This window comes from Rahnella inusitata, assembly GCF_003263515.1.
Lineage (GTDB): Bacteria > Pseudomonadota > Gammaproteobacteria > Enterobacterales > Enterobacteriaceae > Rahnella > Rahnella inusitata.
The window spans coordinates 30,119-47,031 of sequence record NZ_JYDE01000042.1 but is presented as its reverse complement, the minus strand read 5'-3'; the positions used below and the strand labels follow the sequence as shown (position 1 = coordinate 47,031).

General features: G+C 54.8%; 15 protein-coding genes. 5 read left to right on the top strand and 10 right to left on the bottom strand.

Annotated elements, in window-relative coordinates; genetic code table 11:
* Positions 1 to 11: 11 nt before the first annotated feature.
* Entirely contained in the window at positions 12 to 353 is a 342-nt protein-coding gene (gene chiQ / locus TU92_RS20500) for a ChiQ/YbfN family lipoprotein (RefSeq protein WP_112169095.1), read from the top strand.
* 302 nt (positions 354 to 655) lie between these two features.
* Here the strand turns inward: chiQ and fur are convergent, their stop codons facing one another.
* Together fur and fldA are read right to left on the bottom strand one after the other, a co-directional pair.
* The gene (fur, locus tag TU92_RS20495) at positions 656 to 1,111 is read right to left on the bottom strand and encodes a ferric iron uptake transcriptional regulator (protein ID WP_013576469.1); all 456 of its coding nucleotides are present in this window, start codon (positions 1,109 to 1,111) and stop codon (positions 656 to 658) included.
* A gap of 314 nt (positions 1,112 to 1,425) precedes the next feature.
* Positions 1,426 to 1,953, bottom strand: a complete 528-nt coding sequence (gene fldA, locus TU92_RS20490; protein ID WP_056771565.1) for a flavodoxin FldA — start codon at positions 1,951 to 1,953, stop codon at positions 1,426 to 1,428.
* Positions 1,954 to 2,372: 419 nt separating this feature from the next.
* Here fldA and TU92_RS20485 point away from each other — a divergent pair, with 419 nt between their 5' ends.
* Positions 2,373 to 4,037: a methyl-accepting chemotaxis protein gene (locus tag TU92_RS20485; protein ID WP_112169002.1), complete on the top strand. Its 1,665-nt coding sequence runs from the start codon at positions 2,373 to 2,375 to the stop codon at positions 4,035 to 4,037.
* A gap of 79 nt (positions 4,038 to 4,116) precedes the next feature.
* On the opposite strand, the gene ybfE is transcribed toward TU92_RS20485, so the two are convergent.
* Positions 4,117 to 4,398 carry a LexA regulated protein gene (gene ybfE / locus TU92_RS20480; RefSeq protein ID WP_056772022.1) on the bottom strand — a complete coding sequence of 94 codons (282 nt, stop codon included), beginning with the start codon at positions 4,396 to 4,398 and terminating at the stop codon, positions 4,117 to 4,119.
* Between the two features lie 255 nt (positions 4,399 to 4,653).
* A complete protein-coding gene (ybfF, locus tag TU92_RS20475) occupies positions 4,654 to 5,442 on the bottom strand; it encodes an esterase (protein WP_112169001.1) in 789 nt (262 codons plus the stop codon).
* Between the two features lie 238 nt (positions 5,443 to 5,680).
* Between ybfF and seqA the strand changes: the two genes are divergently transcribed.
* The 3 genes from seqA to TU92_RS20460 all read left to right on the top strand — a co-directional run bounded on the left by seqA (position 5,681) and on the right by TU92_RS20460 (position 8,801).
* On the top strand, positions 5,681 to 6,229 hold the full coding sequence (gene seqA / locus TU92_RS20470) for a replication initiation negative regulator SeqA (RefSeq protein WP_112169000.1): 549 nt from the start codon (positions 5,681 to 5,683) through the stop codon (positions 6,227 to 6,229).
* A 24-nt stretch (positions 6,230 to 6,253) separates the two neighbouring features.
* Entirely contained in the window at positions 6,254 to 7,897 is a 1,644-nt protein-coding gene (gene pgm / locus TU92_RS20465; protein WP_112168999.1) for a phosphoglucomutase (alpha-D-glucose-1,6-bisphosphate-dependent), read from the top strand.
* 172 nt (positions 7,898 to 8,069) lie between these two features.
* Positions 8,070 to 8,801, top strand: coding sequence for a PadR family transcriptional regulator (locus TU92_RS20460; RefSeq protein ID WP_112168998.1), 732 nt, complete (start codon positions 8,070 to 8,072; stop codon positions 8,799 to 8,801).
* Here TU92_RS20460 and kdpE read toward each other — a convergent pair.
* The 6 genes from kdpE to TU92_RS20430 are packed head-to-tail and all read right to left on the bottom strand — an operon-like array spanning position 8,791 to position 16,734.
* A complete protein-coding gene (kdpE, locus tag TU92_RS20455) occupies positions 8,791 to 9,480 on the bottom strand; it encodes a two-component system response regulator KdpE (RefSeq protein WP_112168997.1) in 690 nt (229 codons plus the stop codon). The two genes, TU92_RS20460 and kdpE, sit on opposite strands and share 11 nt — an antisense overlap.
* Complete coding sequence (kdpD, locus tag TU92_RS20450) at positions 9,477 to 12,176, bottom strand: two-component system sensor histidine kinase KdpD (RefSeq protein WP_112169093.1); 2,700 nt, start codon at positions 12,174 to 12,176, stop codon at positions 9,477 to 9,479. The genes kdpE and kdpD overlap by 4 nt, the downstream gene beginning before the upstream one ends.
* A 54-nt stretch (positions 12,177 to 12,230) precedes the next feature.
* Positions 12,231 to 12,824 carry a potassium-transporting ATPase subunit KdpC gene (kdpC, locus tag TU92_RS20445; RefSeq protein ID WP_112168996.1) on the bottom strand — a complete coding sequence of 198 codons (594 nt, stop codon included), beginning with the start codon at positions 12,822 to 12,824 and terminating at the stop codon, positions 12,231 to 12,233.
* Positions 12,825 to 12,845: 21 nt separating this feature from the next.
* Positions 12,846 to 14,912: a potassium-transporting ATPase subunit KdpB gene (kdpB, locus tag TU92_RS20440; protein WP_112168995.1), complete on the bottom strand. Its 2,067-nt coding sequence runs from the start codon at positions 14,910 to 14,912 to the stop codon at positions 12,846 to 12,848.
* 43 nt (positions 14,913 to 14,955) lie between these two features.
* Positions 14,956 to 16,644, bottom strand: coding sequence for a potassium-transporting ATPase subunit KdpA (gene kdpA, locus TU92_RS20435; RefSeq protein WP_112168994.1), 1,689 nt, complete (start codon positions 16,642 to 16,644; stop codon positions 14,956 to 14,958).
* Positions 16,645 to 16,734, bottom strand: a complete 90-nt coding sequence (locus tag TU92_RS20430) for a K(+)-transporting ATPase subunit F (RefSeq protein ID WP_101075733.1) — start codon at positions 16,732 to 16,734, stop codon at positions 16,645 to 16,647.
* Between the last annotated feature and the right edge of the window lie 179 nt (positions 16,735 to 16,913).

Genomic DNA, 16,913 nt, shown 5'->3' with positions numbered 1-16,913 from the left:
TCGCCATGTCGATGAATAAATTACTAATGATCGTTGTTACTTCCGTTTTCCTTGCAGGCTGTGCTCCGACAACGGCGCAAAAAGAAGACACCAAATTGCGTGATGCCTACAGCGTCTGTATCAACAAGGCGGAAGGATCGCCGGACAAAATAGCCTCGTGCCAGACGGTTCTTGACGTCCTGAAACAGGAAAAAGCGCACAAGCAATTTGCCGAACAGGAAACAGTGCGCGTGGTGGATTACCAGCGCTGCCTTACCGCGCGTAAAACCGGGGACGGCCAGGCTTACGCCGACGACTGCGGCAAAATCTGGCAGGAAATCAGAGCGAATAATTCACCTAAACCCACGAATTAAGGATGAGGTTGGAGATGGAAAAAATTCAGACTCAACGCACTGGCATCATTATGATGATACGCCAAAACCGCAAATTACCGGTGATGTCTGGATACGCCCAGCCTCTGCCGAGGGTGCAGGCTTTCGCCGCGCAGAGCCGGTGACCGATAAGCTTTAAGCGAAACCGCCTGAGGCTAAAAAAACGAAACCCCGGTTCTCCGGGGTTTTTTATATCTGATGTTCAGCGCTCAGGCCAAAAAAAACCGCTTTTCAGCGGTTAGTTAAGGCTTTACGTTAACGGCAACTTCGCCGAACCGGGCAGATTACTGCGCGGGTTTATCATTGTGCAAAGAATCATCTTCGCGGCAATCGCCTGCTTCACAGTGGCCGTACAAGTACAGGCTGTGGTTGGTCAGTTTGATACCATGTTTCTTAGCGATTTCACGCTGACGACCTTCGATATATTCGTCGCGGAATTCAATCACGCGGCCACAATCTAAACAGATCAGGTGGTCATGGTGATGTTGCTGGGTCAGTTCGAATACGGATTTGCCGCCTTCGAAGTTATGACGCGTTACGATACCGGCGTCATCAAACTGGTTCAGAACACGGTAAACCGTCGCCAGACCAATCTCTTCACCCATATCAATCAGTTGTTTGTACAGATCTTCCGCACTCACGTGATGACCTTCCGGCGCTTGCAGCACTTCCAGGATTTTAAGGCGCGGAAGCGTGACTTTTAAGCCGGCTTTCTTCAGTGCGGTGTTGTTGTCAGTCATGCGGATTCAGTCCTGTTACTATGTGCTAATCAAGTTGAGGCATGGAGCCTGTGGCATCAGCGGCACAAAATTGTTCGTTTAGGATCCTTCGTTTAACGGAAGTGTGCCGATCCCCTAAACGATTGCCTGTTAATAAAGATCACTAAATGCCGGTCACATCAGAGAATGCAACGACTTGATCGATAGAAAAAACAGATGAACTCAGTGTACCTTGATACTACTGAAAGTAACAATTTTGTTGTGGCTAAATTGTTAATTTCAGTAATAGTTTGGCCCTTCAATTGTAGAATAAATCCTCAGGGCCAACAGGGTTTTTAGCCAATAATTTCTGAAAGGCTTAATTCTTCTGTAATTTGCTTAACCCACGCATCAACGCGCTCATTGGTTAATTCAGGCTGACGGTCTTCGTCAATCGCCAGTCCGATGAAGTGTTTATCATCGGCCAGACCTTTAGAGGCTTCGAAATGATAGCCTTCTGTTGGCCAGTGACCCACAATCACCGCGCCGCGTGGCTCAATGATGTCGCGCACGGTGCCCAGTGCGTCACAGAAATATTCTGCATAGTCTTCCTGATCGCCACAGCCAAACAGCGCAACCAGCTTACCTTCGAAGTCGATCTCTTCCAGGCTTGGGAAGAAGTCATCCCAGTCACACTGGGCTTCACCGTAATACCAGGTTGGAATACCGATCAGCAAGATATCGAATTTTTCCAGATCCTCTTTGCTGCTCTTCGCAATGTCATGCACCTCAGCAACATCTTTACCCAGTTGTTTCTGGATCATTTTTGCGATGTTTTCGGTGTTACCTGTATCGGATCCAAAGAAGATTCCTACTACGGCCATAAGATGTCTAACCTCTTGTTCTCAATGATAAGCCCTGCATTGCAGGCAATAATAACGCTGATAATAGCAAACTCGCGGGGCGGAGAATATGCTTCCGCTCGCCTTCTTAACTGACGAATAAGTTTATCGGCCAAACTTTTTAAGTGTTATCGCCTTCGTGTCTTTTGAAAGTCTGTCTTTAACCTCAAAGTTATTGAGGTTAAAAGCAAAGTGAAGAAATAATCCGACACACTCCTTAAGTTTAAGCACGTCCAGCCGATAGATGATGCGAGAGCAATCTCAACATAATAAAGAAATCGATGCCCGGAGAGGTGTTCAAACATGTCCAGAGGCACCCGTCCGCTGGTTACGTGTCTTGATTCTCCGCATCCCCCTCAATCCTCAGACCAGAAACAGTCATGTTTCGAGAGAGGCATATCGTGCAGTTTTTGAAAAACATTACCATCAGGACCGCTTTATTAATCATTCTTGGCGTTTTTTGCGTCATGTGGGCCGGTGTATCGCTTTACACCGTCAACTCGCTTAACACACTGACCCAAAACACCAGGAACAGTTCCGAACTCGTCAACAATATGGCGCTGATCAGCAAAGGAAATGATCAGTATTTTCGCACCGTCACCCGCTTGAGCCGAGCCGTCTCGCAGCTTCAGGCCGATCCGACCAAAGGGCCGGAAATTTTTGATACCGCAAAACAGTCTCTCGATGGCCTGACTCAGGCTCTGGCGGGATTTAAAGCCGCGGCACATCCGGGCCTGGAAGAATCTGCAGTTCAGGAGTTGCTTGCCAGCTGGGAGAGTCTCGTTGCCCAGGGTGTCACCCCGTTGTTTGAGGCTGCCAGCAGCAAAAATATCGATGTGTACAATCAGTTAGCGAACGCCACCGTTCCGCCACTGAGCCGTGATTTTGGCGCGGCAATGCAAAAAGTCAGCAACCAGATTGCGGTGGATTTCAGCACGGCACAAACGGAATCTAACCACCTGACCTACGTCAGCAAAGTGATTCAGATCACCGCATTTATTATCGGCCTGATAATTTTACTGCTGACCGATCGTTATCTGGTGATGGCGCTGGTGAAACCGCTGGATAAGATCCGCGATCAGTTTGCACTGATTGCCAGCGGTGACCTGACAAATCACATGGAAGAGTTTGGTAAAAACTGTGCCGGTAAGCTGATCCCGTTACTCAACATCATGCAGGCCAGTCTGGTAAACACGGTGCAAACCATCCGCAACTGTACCAACAACATCTATCAGGGGGCTTCTGAGATTTCTGCCGGTAATAACGATCTCTCTTCGCGTACGGAAGAGCAGGCCTCGGCGCTGGAAGAAACGGCGGCCAGCATGGAAGAACTGACCGCAACGGTGAAACACAACGCCGACAACGCCCATCACGCCAGCCAGCTGGTGATTGAAGCGTCCGGCACCGCCCGCAAAGGCGGTAACATTGTGGCCGACGTTGTCAGCACCATGAAAGATATTTCCGGCAGTTCGAAAAAGATTGCTGAGATAACGTCCGTCATCAACAGCATCGCTTTCCAGACTAACATTCTGGCGCTGAATGCCGCGGTAGAAGCCGCACGCGCAGGCGAACAGGGGCGCGGATTTGCCGTCGTCGCCAGCGAAGTGCGCAATCTGGCACAGCGCAGTGCGCAGGCAGCGAAAGAGATTGAGCAGCTTATCAGTGAATCGGTTTCCCGCGTTGATAGCGGATCCAAACTGGTGGAAAACGCGGGGCAGACCATGGACGAAGTGGTGCGTTCGATTACGCATGTCACCGATATCATGGCGGAAATCGCGTCTGCGTCCGATGAGCAAAGCAAAGGTATCAGTCAGGTAGCCGTAGCCGTCACGCAGATGGACAGCGTTACACAGCAAAACGCCTCGCTGGTGGAACAGGCATCTCAGGCCGCCGTTTCTCTGGAAGAGCAGGCCGCGTTGCTCAATAACGCCGTTGCGACGTTCAAACTGCGAGACAACGTTACGCGCGTCGGGTCAAAACCTGCGGGGATGATTTCTGCGCCGTTATTACGGCCTGATACGGGAATGATTTCTGCGAAAAGTTCGGAAAACTGGGAAACGTTCTGAGTGATGCAGTGAAGTAAAATATTGAGCAGTATAAAGAGAAAAAACAAACGGGTAGCCTGAGAAGGTTACCCGTTTTCAATCAGCCTTCATGACCGTTAAGATGCGCCAGCAGCATCTCTTCAATCAATTCGCTACGACTGATATTGCGTTCTTCTGCCAGCTTATTGAGTGTATCAACAGCATCGGCGTTCATTTTCAGCTCGACGCGACGCAGACCGCTCGCTTTATCGCGGCGTAACTGGTTGCGCTTGTTGATCCTGAGCTGTTCATCACGGGATAGCGGATTAGTTTTTGGACGCCCCGGACGGCGGTCATCTGCGAACAGATCAATCGTCGTGCGATCCAGTTGTTCTTTTGCCATAGGTAGCGGTACAACCAGGGAAGTTTTTACATCGGAAAACGGCAAGCCGATTCCTGACGAGCGTTTCACACATTACGGGCTAAGAAACCCTGACCCAATTCACCCCCCGCCACTCAACCTGAGCGAAACGGGGCGGCAAAATTATAGCGCGCAATCATACCCTAGCGCGCCAGGAGTTCACAACGCCTGATTGCCCTGATTTCATGATAACTTCTGAAGTTGTGCAGACTTTTTGCACAATTTATCCCCAGGATGTTAAACCTCAGGCGAATCGATGAATCGATGCACAGCGCGCAGTACGGCGTCAGGTTTTTCCGCGTGAACCCAGTGACCGGTTCCGGCGACCACATAGGCTTTTGCCTGTGGGAACTGGCGGGCGATATCTTCACGGTAGGCGTCCTGCACATACGGCGACAGGCCGCCGCGAATGAATAACGCCGGGTGATCCCACGCGGGCACGTTCTCCCAGCCGATAATCGTTTCGTATTCACTCATCAAAACCGGCACGTTGAAACGCCATTCTCCCTGCTGGAATGATTTCAGCAGAAACTGGATCACGCCGTCTTCCTTTATATGCTCTTGCATGGAGGCGGTGGCGGACGTGCGATCGCGCGCACCGGCGGCGGTCACGGCATTGATCGCAGCAAAAATTTCGTCGTGGCGGCGGGTGTGATAATCCACAGGGGCGATATCAATGGCGATCAGCTTTTCGATGCGATCCGGGATAAGCGCCGTCAGCGCCATCGCGGCTTTTCCGCCCATGGAGTGGCCGATAACGATGATTTTTTGGAAACCGACTTCTTCTAACGTTTCCACCAAATCCTGCGCCATCGCGGCGTAGGACATCTCTTGCGAGCGCCCGGACTGGCCGTGATTACGCAAATCTACCTGCAACACTCTATGCTCTTGTTTCAGGTCGCGGGCCAGAACCCCCAGATTATCGAGGGTTCCGAACAAACCGTGGATTAACAAAACCGGCAGGGCTGTGCTGCCAGAGACTTCAGGTTCTTGCAGGCGATAATGTAATTTCATGGCGAAGTTCATACAGATAAACAATCTCATTAGGTTATCATGAGTGGCGGATAATTTTTAAAACAGAAAGTTTTCTGCCAGATGCCTGAGCGGGATTTTACTACGTGGAGAAGAACAGGCCGGGGCCAGCATGCAGCGAAAGGTAATAATTCTGCTTTTTGCTTCGCGGCACGATTCCCTGTTTGTAAACGCGTAGAAATTTGTATAATCCTTTTGAACAAATTAAGTAGAAAAACAGTACTGGATAAAGATGAAAACTATTGAGGTTGACGAAGAACTCTACCGCTACATTGCCAGCCACACACAAGCTATCGGTGAAAGTGCGTCTGATATTTTGCGCCGTATGTTGAAGTTTACTGCCGGTCAGACCGCTCCTGCCGCGCCAGCGGCTAACATTCCGGGCACAGTCGTTCAGGAAAAACCGGCTGCCGTTGCGGCACCGACGTCGCGTGATAAAGTCCGCGCCGTTCGCGAACTGCTGCTTTCCGATGAATACGCCGAGCAGACCAAGGCGGTGAATCGCTTTATGCTGATTCTGTCGACCTTGTACAGCCTGAACGCGAAAGAATTTGCTGCTGCGACCGACTCTTTGACCGGCCGCACGCGCACTTATTTTGCCGGTGACCAGCAAACACTGCTGCAAAACGGCATCCATACCAAGCCTAAACACGTTCCAGGAACGCCGTATTGGGTTATCACGAATACCAACACAGGTCGCAAACGCAGCATGATCGAACACATCATGCAGCTCATGCAGTTCCCGGCGGAACTGACTGACAAAGTGTGCGGCACCCTCTAATTTCAGCGTCAGGGAGAAGCGCCAGTGGCTAATCACCCCCGTGCAGGGCAACCTGCTCAGCAAAGCGATTTGATCAATGTGGCGCAGTTAACGTCACAATATTACGTTCTGCAACCGGACCCACAAAATACCGCGCATGCGGTGAAATTCGGGACCTCCGGCCATCGCGGTAGTTCGTTGCGTCACAGCTTTAATGAAGCGCACATTCTGGCGATTGCTCAGGCGATTGCCGAAGTGCGCAAAGAGCAGGGCACTACCGGTCCGTGCTACGTGGGGAAAGATACCCATGCATTGTCCGAACCGGCATTTATCTCTGTGCTGGAAGTGCTGACGGCCAACGGCGTTGACGTCATCGTGCAGGAAAACAACGGTTTCACCCCAACTCCGGCGGTGTCTCACGCTATCCTGACTCACAACCGCAAGGGTGGCGCACTGGCTGATGGCATCGTCATTACCCCGTCGCACAACCCACCGGAAGATGGCGGCATCAAATATAACCCGACCAACGGCGGCCCGGCAGATACCAATCTGACGTCGGTTATCGAGAAACGTGCCAACGCTCTGCTGGCCGCGAAGCTTTCCGGCGTGAAGCGTCAGTCTCTGGATCAGGCGTGGAAAAGCGGTCATCTGGTCGAACAGGATTTGGTTCAGCCGTTTATCGAAGGCCTGACCGAAATCGTCGACATGGCCGCGATTCAGAAAGCCGGTCTGAAGCTGGGTGTGGATCCGCTCGGTGGCTCCGGTATCGAATACTGGAAGCGTATCGCTGAGCATTACAAACTGGATCTGACGCTGGTAAACGATCACGTCGATCAGACTTTCCGTTTCATGCATCTCGACCACGACGGCGTGATCCGCATGGACTGCTCGTCTGAATCCGCAATGGCCGGTTTGCTGGCGCTGCGTGATAAATTCGATCTGGCCTTTGCCAATGACCCTGACTACGACCGCCACGGTATCGTGACGCCTGCTGGTCTGATGAACCCTAACCATTATCTGGCCGTGGCGATTCAGTATCTGTTCCAGCATCGTCCGCAGTGGGGCAAAGACGTCGCCGTCGGTAAAACGCTGGTTTCAAGCGCAATGATTGACCGCGTTGTCGAAGATTTGGGGCGTAAACTGGTTGAAGTACCGGTCGGTTTCAAATGGTTCGTTGATGGTCTGTTTGACGGCAGCTTCGGTTTTGGTGGCGAAGAAAGTGCAGGGGCTTCTTTCCTGCGTTTCGACGGTACACCGTGGTCGACCGACAAAGACGGCATCATCATGTGCCTGCTGGCCGCGGAAATTACCGCAGTGACCGGCAAGAATCCGCAGGAACATTACAACGAACTGGCCGCCCGCTTTGGTGCGCCAAGCTACAACCGCATCCAGGCGCCTGCGACTCACGCTCAGAAAGCCGCGCTGTCTAAACTTTCCCCTGAGCAGGTGAAAGCCGACACGCTGGCCGGTGACCCGATCACCGCCCGTCTGACCAATGCACCGGGTAACGGCGCATCGATCGGCGGTCTGAAAGTGATGACCAAAAACGGCTGGTTCGCGGCACGTCCGTCCGGTACAGAAGAAGCCTACAAAATCTATTGTGAAAGCTTCCTTGGTGCAGAACATCGTGAGCAAATCGAGAAAGAAGCCGTAGAAATCGTCAGCAAAGTGCTCGCCGACGCAAAATAAGCCGGTTTCTTCATCTCATCAAAAGCGCTGATTACTCAGCGCTTTTTTTTGTCTGCGATTTAGGAAACAAAAAAGATATATCTAAATGCGTCTTCCCGCTTGCCATATCTTAAAATTCGATCTAGTTTAGATATATCGAAATAATTCGATATATCTAAATAGGACATAAAATATGTTTAGCAAAATGTTTGAAGGCCGTCATCGCGGTCACACAAGCAGGGAAGAAGGGCACCGCGGCCATTGCCGTCATGAATCAGACATGAGCGGTCACAGCGAACGTCATGCATTGCGCCGTGACGGACGTCATCGCGGTGAAGAGCATGGAGAAGAAGGGCGTGCGCGTCGCGGTGGTCGTGGCGAAGGTCGCCGGGGCGGTCCTCGCGGCGAACGCGGTGTGCATCGTCTGTTCGAGCATGGTGATTTACGCCGCGTTCTGCTGGCGCTGGTGGCCAAGAAACCGAGTCACGGGTATGAGCTGATCAAAGCCATCGAAGAAGCTTCTTCTGGCCTGTATGTGCCAAGTCCGGGGGTGATTTATCCGACGCTGACCCTGCTGGAAGAACAAGATTTTCTGGAAGCCGTGGCCACCGGAAATGGTCGCAAAAGCTATCAGTTAACCGAAGCCGGTAAAACCGAACTGGCGCAGCATCAGGATGCGGTGGACGTGATCTTTGCCCGTCTGGCCGGAGCTACCCGACCGAAGGAAAACAATCTGGCGGAAGGCATTCATGAGACCATGCATCGCCTGAAACATGCACTGCGCGGCAACATGATGCGTGATGATTTAACACCGGAGCAGGTACTGCGCGTGAGCGCGATTTTGCAGCAGGCGGCAGAAAGTATTGAAGCGGAATTTGCGCCCGTTAAAACCGACAATGACGCACCCGAAGCCCCTACGGCATAAAGCGATAGCCCACGCCGGTTTCCGTCAGTAGATGACGCGGACGGGTGGCGTCGGCCTCCAGTTTCTGGCGTAAATGCCCCATGTAGATGCGCAGATAATGGCTGTGTTCGACGTAATTCGGGCCCCAAACGTGGCTCAATAACTGACGCTGAGTAATGACTTTGCCGCTGTTTGCCAGCAACTCGGCCAGCAGGCGAAACTCGATCGGCGTCAGATGACAATCTTCACCGTTACGCTGAACGCGGCGGTTGATCAGATCGACAGTCACATCGGAAAACGTCACCAGCGGGCTTTCCTGCGAGCTGTTTGCCTGACGGCGCAGCGCCACGCGAACACGCGCCAGCAGTTCACCGACGCCAAACGGCTTGGTGAGAAAATCATCGGCACCGGCATCCAGCGCGGCAATCTTGTCTTCTTCGCGGGTGCGTGCGGACAACACAATGATCGGGATGGCGCTCCAGTGGCGCAAATCGCGAATATAGGTCAGGCCGTCACCGTCCGGTAAACCGAGATCGAGAATAATCAGATCCGGTTTTCGCGTGCCGGCCTCAATCAGCCCGCGCTGCAATGTTTCACTTTCAAACACCCGTAAGCCTTCCGCTTCCAGCGCTGTGCGCACAAAGCGGCGGATTTCTTTTTCGTCTTCAACAATCAAAATATTGATGTGGGATGCGGTCACGGGGCCTCGCCGATGTCTTTTTCCATGTCATTCTCCATATCAGGCAAAGCTTCCAGCGGCAGCCTGAAACGGAAACGCGCACCGCCGTTCGGGCCGTTTTCTGCCCAGATCCGTCCGTCGTGCACCTCAATAATGGCACGACAAATGGCTAATCCCAACCCCACGCCCGGAATGGCCGATTCTTTATTCCCGCGTGCGAATTTCTCAAAGATTTTTTGCTCGGTTCCCGCCCCAATGCCGGGGCCGTTATCCCAGACTTCGATCTCCAGCCATTCCTCCAGCGGCGTGGCTTTGATACCGATGGTTGCGCCGATCCCAGCGTATTTATGAGCGTTCTCCAGCAGATTGATCAGCACCCGCTCGATCAGGCTGGCATCGCAGTTCACCAGCACCATTTCTGGCGGTAAATCGATTTTGATATTGTCGTTCGCCAGCACCGGTTCCAGCATCCGTAACGCGCTGCCGGTGATCTCTTCAACCGACTGCCACTCTTTGCGCAGATTAAACCCGCCCGACTGAATACGCGCCATATCCAGTAAATTGTTCACCAGCCGTGTAGTGCTCAGCACCTGCTGGCGGATCTGGCTGGCCTGCGGTGCGTGCTTCGAGCCTTCCGATGCCAGATCCAGCGTCAGGATTTCCGCCTGTCCGAACAGAACGGTGAGCGGCGTGCGTAAATCGTGAGAGAGGGCCGAAAGCAGTGAGTTGCGCAGCTGCTCGCGCTCGGTTTCCAGCCGTGCAGATTCCGCACGTGCAGCCAGATGCAGGCGGTCGAGGGCATTGGCGATAAGCACGGTAAAGGTCTGCAACAAACGCTGCTGTTCCGGCACCAAGAGCTGGCGAATATTGGTGGGCTCCACCGCCAGCAGCCCGCAGGATCCCCCGGACGCCACCAGCGGCAGTAACTGATACGGCACGCCGGGCAGGGTATCAGTGCCCGCACCGGCGGGCAGTTTCTTATCAAAACTCCAGCGCGCGATGGCGTCGTCTACGACAATCGACGTGACTTCTCCGGCAGGCTGCGCCAGTTCGCCATTTTCCTGCGGCAGCAGAATGGCGGTTTTGGCGTGCAGGCTGGAGGAGATAAAGTGGCGGCTGGTTTGCGCGATGGCTTCCGGCGTCAGCGCCTGACTGAGGCTTTTCGACATCTCATACAGATGTTGTGCGCGTTTTTCGCGGTGGCGGGCGATACGCGCCTGATAACGTACACCGGCGGTGAGATTCCCGATCAGAATACCGACCAGCAGCATCACGCCGAAAGTCACCAGATACTGCGCGTCGGTGACGGCGAGCGAGCCGCGCGGCTGCACGAAGAATAAGTCAAAACTGACGACGTTAATCACCGCCGCCAGTACGGACGGCCAGCGGCCATAAAAAAGTGCGACGATCACCACGCCGAGCAGATACACCATCACCAGGTTGGCCTGATCGAAGGCCGGGATGAGCCACTGTGACAGCACGGTGATCAGTGCACACAGCGCGACGGCCAGCGAACAGCCCCACAGCTGGCGGCTGAACCGGTCGGCAAACGTACGTGAATCCTGCTCTTTACGTACCGGCGTGGCAGGGGAATCTTCCAGCCCGACGATAATCAGGTCGAGATCCGGGCCGATATCCGCCAGCTTGTCGGCAAAGCTGCCGCCGGGTTTCCAGCGTTTTTCACGCCGGCGGCCCATCATGATTTTGCCCAGGCGATGTTCGCGGGCATAGCGCAAAATCGCCTGTTCTTCGTGCGGCTCGGAAAGCGTGGCAGTTTCAGCGCCCAATTCCTGCGCCAGTTTCAGTGAATGTAAAATCGCGCGGCGCTGGCCTTCCGGTAACCGGTGCAGACGCGGTGTTTCGACATAAACAGCGTGCCAGACACAGCCGAGGCGCGCCGCCAGACGCGATGCGACGCGCACCAGTTTTTCGTTGCCGCCGCCATGCCCGATGCATAACAACAGCGCATCACGGGTGTGCCAGACGCGGTTGACGCCCTGATCGTCGCGGTATTCCCGCATCTGATCGTCAACGCGATCGGCGGTGCGGCGCAGGGAAAGTTCGCGCAGGGCAATCAGATTGCCTTTGCGGAAAAAGTGCTCGATGGCGCGTTCGGCCTGACCGGGAATATAGACTTTGCCTTCTTTCAGGCGCTGACGCAGGGAGTCGGGGGGTAAATCCACCAGCACCACTTCGCTGGCATCATCAAACAGACGATCGGGAACGGTTTCACGAATGATAATGCCGGTCACGCCGCTGACCACGTCGTTCAGGCTTTCCAGATGCTGAACGTTTACGGTGGTAAAAACGTCGATACCTGCATTGAGTAATTCTTCAATATCCTGCCAGCGCTTAGGATGGCGCGAACCGGCGGCGTTGCTGTGCGCCAGTTCGTCCATCAGGATCAGGGCAGGGCGGCGGGCCAGCGCGGCGTCGAGGTCAAACTCCTGCACCTGACGTCCGCGATGGTGAATGCGTTTGGGTGGCAACAGCGTCAGCCCCGGCAACAGAGCCTGCGTTTCCTGCCGCCCGTGGGTTTCCACCACACCGACCAGCACATCGAGACCGGTGGCGCGCAACCTCTGCGCTTCCTGCAACATGGCGTATGTTTTCCCGACGCCTGCGCAGGCGCCGAAAAAGACCTTCAGTTGCCCGCGCGGCTTCTCATTGGCGAGCGCCAGTAAGCTGTCAGGGTCGGGGCGGTTATCTTCTGTCATATTATCCTTCATACTTCGGGCCGCTTTCCTGCGACCCGAATTATTTTGGCTACATTAGTTGGCTTTCAGTTTATCCAGCGCCTGATTGAGTTTCAGCACGTTGACCACCGTCGGGCCGAGGTAACCTATCAGCGGTGATGATGTATTATCATCAATCAATTTATTCACTTGCGCCAGTGGCAACCCGCGGGCGGTGGCAATGCGCTGCCCCTGCCATTGCGCCGCTTCCACGGATATCTGCGGATCCAGCCCGCTGCCGCTGGCAGTGACCAAATCGACAGGTACCGTGGCGGAGCTTTGCGGGTTGGCTTTACGCAGCGCCGCGATACGGTCTTTCACCGCCTGATCCAGCGCCGGATTACTGGCCGCCAGATTGCTGCCCGCTGACGCCATCGGGTTATACGGCGAATCGGACGTGACTGACGGACGGCCCCAGAAGTACTCGTTGCGGGTAAAATTCTGCCCGATAAGCTCCGATCCGATCACTTTGTCGCTGCTGCCATTGATGAGTGAACCCCGTGCCTGCGAGCTGAACACCAGTTCGGAAACGCCGGTGGTCAGCAGGGGATAGGCCACGCCGGTGGCCAGCGTCAGCAGAACGGTCATCACCAGAGCCGGGCGAACATACGCAATACGTGTAACAGACATAATGGTCTTCCTTTTAATCAATCAGCTCAGGTGTAAAACGGTCAGGATCATGTCGATAAGCTTGATACCAACAAACGGCACCAGCAGACCGCCCACGCCATAAATCCACAGGTTACGGCGCAACAGCGATGCGGCGCTCATGGCTTTATAGCTCACGCCTTTCAGCGCCAGCGGGATCAGGAACACAATCACCAGGGCGTTGAAAATAACTGCCGACATGATGGCCGAAGACGGTGAGGTCAGGTGCATCACGTTCAGGGCATTCAGCTGCGGATAAGTTGCCGCGAACGCCGCCGGAATGATGGCAAAATACTTGGCGACGTCGTTGGCGATACTGAACGTGGTCAGCGAGCCGCGGGTCATCAGCATCTGTTTACCGATGTGCACCACTTCAATCAGCTTGGTCGGGTTGGAATCCAGATCCACCATGTTCCCGGCTTCTTTCGCAGCCTGAGTACCGGAGTTCATCGCCACCGCCACGTCAGCCTGTGCCAGCGCCGGGGCGTCGTTGGTGCCGTCGCCAGTCATGGCCACCAGACGGCCTTCCGACTGGTACTGGCGGATCAGCGCCAGTTTGGCTTCCGGCGTCGCTTCGGCCAGAAAGTCATCGACGCCCGCTTCGGCGGCAATGGCTGCTGCGGTCAGACGGTTATCGCCGGTGATCATTACCGTTTTGATGCCCATCTTGCGCAGCTCGGCGAAACGTTCCTTGATGCCGCCTTTAACAATGTCTTTCAGTTCGACCACACCCAGCACTTTCGCGCCTTCGGCCACCACCAGCGGCGTACCGCCTTTACGCGCGACGGTTTCCACCAGCCCGTCGACGGCTTTCGGGAACGTGCCGCCGTTGGATTCCACATGACGACGGATAGCGTCTACCGCGCCTTTACGGATATTGCGGTCGCCGACGTTCACGCCGCTCATACGGGTTTGTGCCGAGAAAGGGACGAAGGTGGCATTGAGCGAATGAATGTCGCGTTCGCGCAGATTAAAGCGCTGTTTTGCCAGCACCACGATACTGCGGCCTTCCGGCGTTTCATCGGCCAGCGAAGATAACTGCGCGGCATCGGCCAGTTCCTGTTCCGTCACCTGAGGGGCGGGCAGGAACTGCGATGCCTGGCGGTTACCCAGCGTGATGGTGCCGGTTTTATCCAGCAACAACACATCCACGTCACCGGCGGCTTCCACCGCACGGCCGCTGGTGGCAATCACGTTGGCTTCCAGCATGCGGCTCATTCCCGCCACGCCGATAGCCGACAGTAAACCGCCAATGGTGGTCGGGATCAGGCATACCAGCAGCGCGACCAGCACGGTCACGGTGACAGGAATACCGGCATGACTGGCGTCCACACTAAACAGCGAGAACGGATAAAGCGTGGCGGTTGCCAGCACGAAGACCAGCGTCAGGGCGACCAGCAAAATAGTCAGCGCCACTTCATTGGGTGTTTTGCGACGTTTTGCGCCTTCAACCATGGCAATCATGCGGTCGAGGAAAGTGTCGCCGGGGTTGGCGGAACATTGCACCACCAGCCAGTCGGAGAGCACGCGCGTCCCGCCGGTCACCGAGGAGAAGTCGCCGCCGGATTCGCGGATAACCGGCGCAGATTCGCCGGTGATCGCACTTTCATCCACCGACGCGCCGCCGACCAGCACTTCACCGTCGCACGGCACGGTATCCCCGGCTTCGATCAGCACCATATCGCCTTTACGCAGCTCGTCCGCCGCGACTTTAATCACCGGCGAATCCGGGCGCGGTTCATAAATTTTCTTCGCCCAGCTGGTTTTCTGCACGCCTTTCAGGCTCTGCGCCTGCGCCTTACTGCGGCCTTCCGCCAGGGCTTCGGCAAAGTTGGCAAACAGCACGGTGAACCACAGCCACAGCGACACGCTGCCGGTAAAGGCGGCGCTGCCGTCGGTGCGATGCATCAGGATCGCCAGCCAGATAACCGTGGTCAGAATACTGCCCAGATACACCACGAACATTACCGGATTGCGCCACTGAACGCGTGGATCCAGCTTTTTTGCCGCATCCCACAGGGCAGTGCGGATCAGGCGTGGTTCAAACAGCGCACGTTGTTTACGAGTCATTTTATTAATCTCTATATTCATTAATTCAACGAATTACGCAGCATTATTGTGCTGACCAGACCTGCAGATGTTCCGCGACCGGCCCCAGCGCCAGCGCCGGAATAAAGGTCAGCGCACCGACTAACAGTACGGTCCCGACCAGCAGGCCGATAAACAGCGGACCGGAGGTCGGCAGCGTGCCGTTGCCTGCCTGCTGACGTTTTTTCGCCACCAGCGAACCGGCAATCGCCAGCACCGGCAGGATCACGCCAAAGCGGCCAAAGAACATGCAGAACGCCAGCAACAGGTTGTAGAACGGCGTGTTGACGCTGAGCCCGGCGAACGCGCTGCCGTTGTTGTTGGCGGCAGAAGAGACCGCATACAACACTTCGCTAAAACCGTGCGCGCCGGGGTTAAGAATACCCGCGCGACCTGCATCGGTGACCAGCGCCAGCGCGGTGCCGAGCAGTACCAGCGTAGGAGTGACCAGGATCGCTAGCGCAGTCATCTTCATGTCATAAACGTCGATTTTCTTGCCGAGATATTCCGGCGTGCGGCCAATCATCAGCCCGGCGATAAACACCGTCAGCAGAACGAACAGCAACATGCCGTACAGGCCTGAACCCACGCCGCCGAATACCACTTCACCAATCTGCATCAGCCACATCGGCACCATTCCACCGAGCGCGGTGAAGGAGTCGTGCATCGCGTTGACCGCGCCACAGGAGGCTGCCGTCGTCACCACCGCATACAGGCTTGAGGCGAGAATGCCGAAGCGACTCTCCTTGCCTTCCATATTGATGTTGCTGCTGGCCCCGAGCGCCGTGAAGTGCGGGTTACCCTGCAATTCGGCGTACATCACCACCACCACCGACACCACAAAAATCACCGACATCGCCCACACCAGTGCGTTGCCCTGACGGTTGTCACCAACCACGCGACCGAACGCAAAGCACAGGGCGCAAGGGATGATGAAGATCGCCAGCATCTGCACCATGTTGGTCAGCGCTGTCGGGTTTTCAAACGGATGCGCCGAGTTAGCGCCGAAGAAGCCACCGCCGTTGGTGCCCAGCATTTTGATCGCTTCCTGCGACGCCACCGGCCCCATAGGCAACGTTTGTTGCATACCTTCCAGCGTGGTGATGTGCTGATAAGCTTCGAAATTCTGAATCACGCCCTGACTTACGAAGAACAGTGCCAGCAGGAAGGCCACCGGCAGCAGCAAATACACCGTGATGCGCCATAAATCCGTCCAGGCGTTACCGATGGTTTGCGCAGAAGGGCGCGCAAAGGCGCGGATCAGGGCAAACGCCACGGCGATACCGGTCGCAGCCGACAGGAAGTTTTGAACGGTCAAACCGACCATCTGGCTCAGATAGCTCAGCGTGCTTTCGCCGCTGTAGGCCTGCCAGTTGGTATTGGTGACGAAACTGACGGCGGTGTTAAACGCCAGATCCCACGACAATCCGCCAAAATGCTGCGGGTTCATCGGCAACGCGCCCTGAGCCATCAGCATGGCCATCAGCACGATAATCCCCAGAATGTTGAACACCATGATCGCCAGCGCGTACTGCCACCAGTTCATTTCAGCATCGCTGCTGCCAGATGTGCGTAATACCCCGTTTTCTACGCGCTGCAAAAATGCGCCAGGCTGTCCTTCAATAAGTTGAGCAATAAAGTTACCCAGTGGTTTTGCCAGCAGCAAAAGCACCAGCATAAAACTGGCAATCAGTAAGAATCCGGTTGCGGCCATTTAAAAATCCTCCGCATTCAGCAAGGCATAAACCAGATAGCCGAGCAGCAGAAGAACCAGCAATGCGCCGCAGATTACGCCAACAGTCACAATCCACCTCCACAGGTGTGTTTTTATGTTGGGAGGAGAATAAGAAAACGCGGGCAAAGATCCTGAAAAGAAAGGGGGCTTCGGTGTAAAGAAAGTATAAAAATGCGCAAATAAAAAACTAAAAAGAAACCTTATCGCCGTATTTAGTTAACCATTTTGTAACTCAATTACACCGTCAG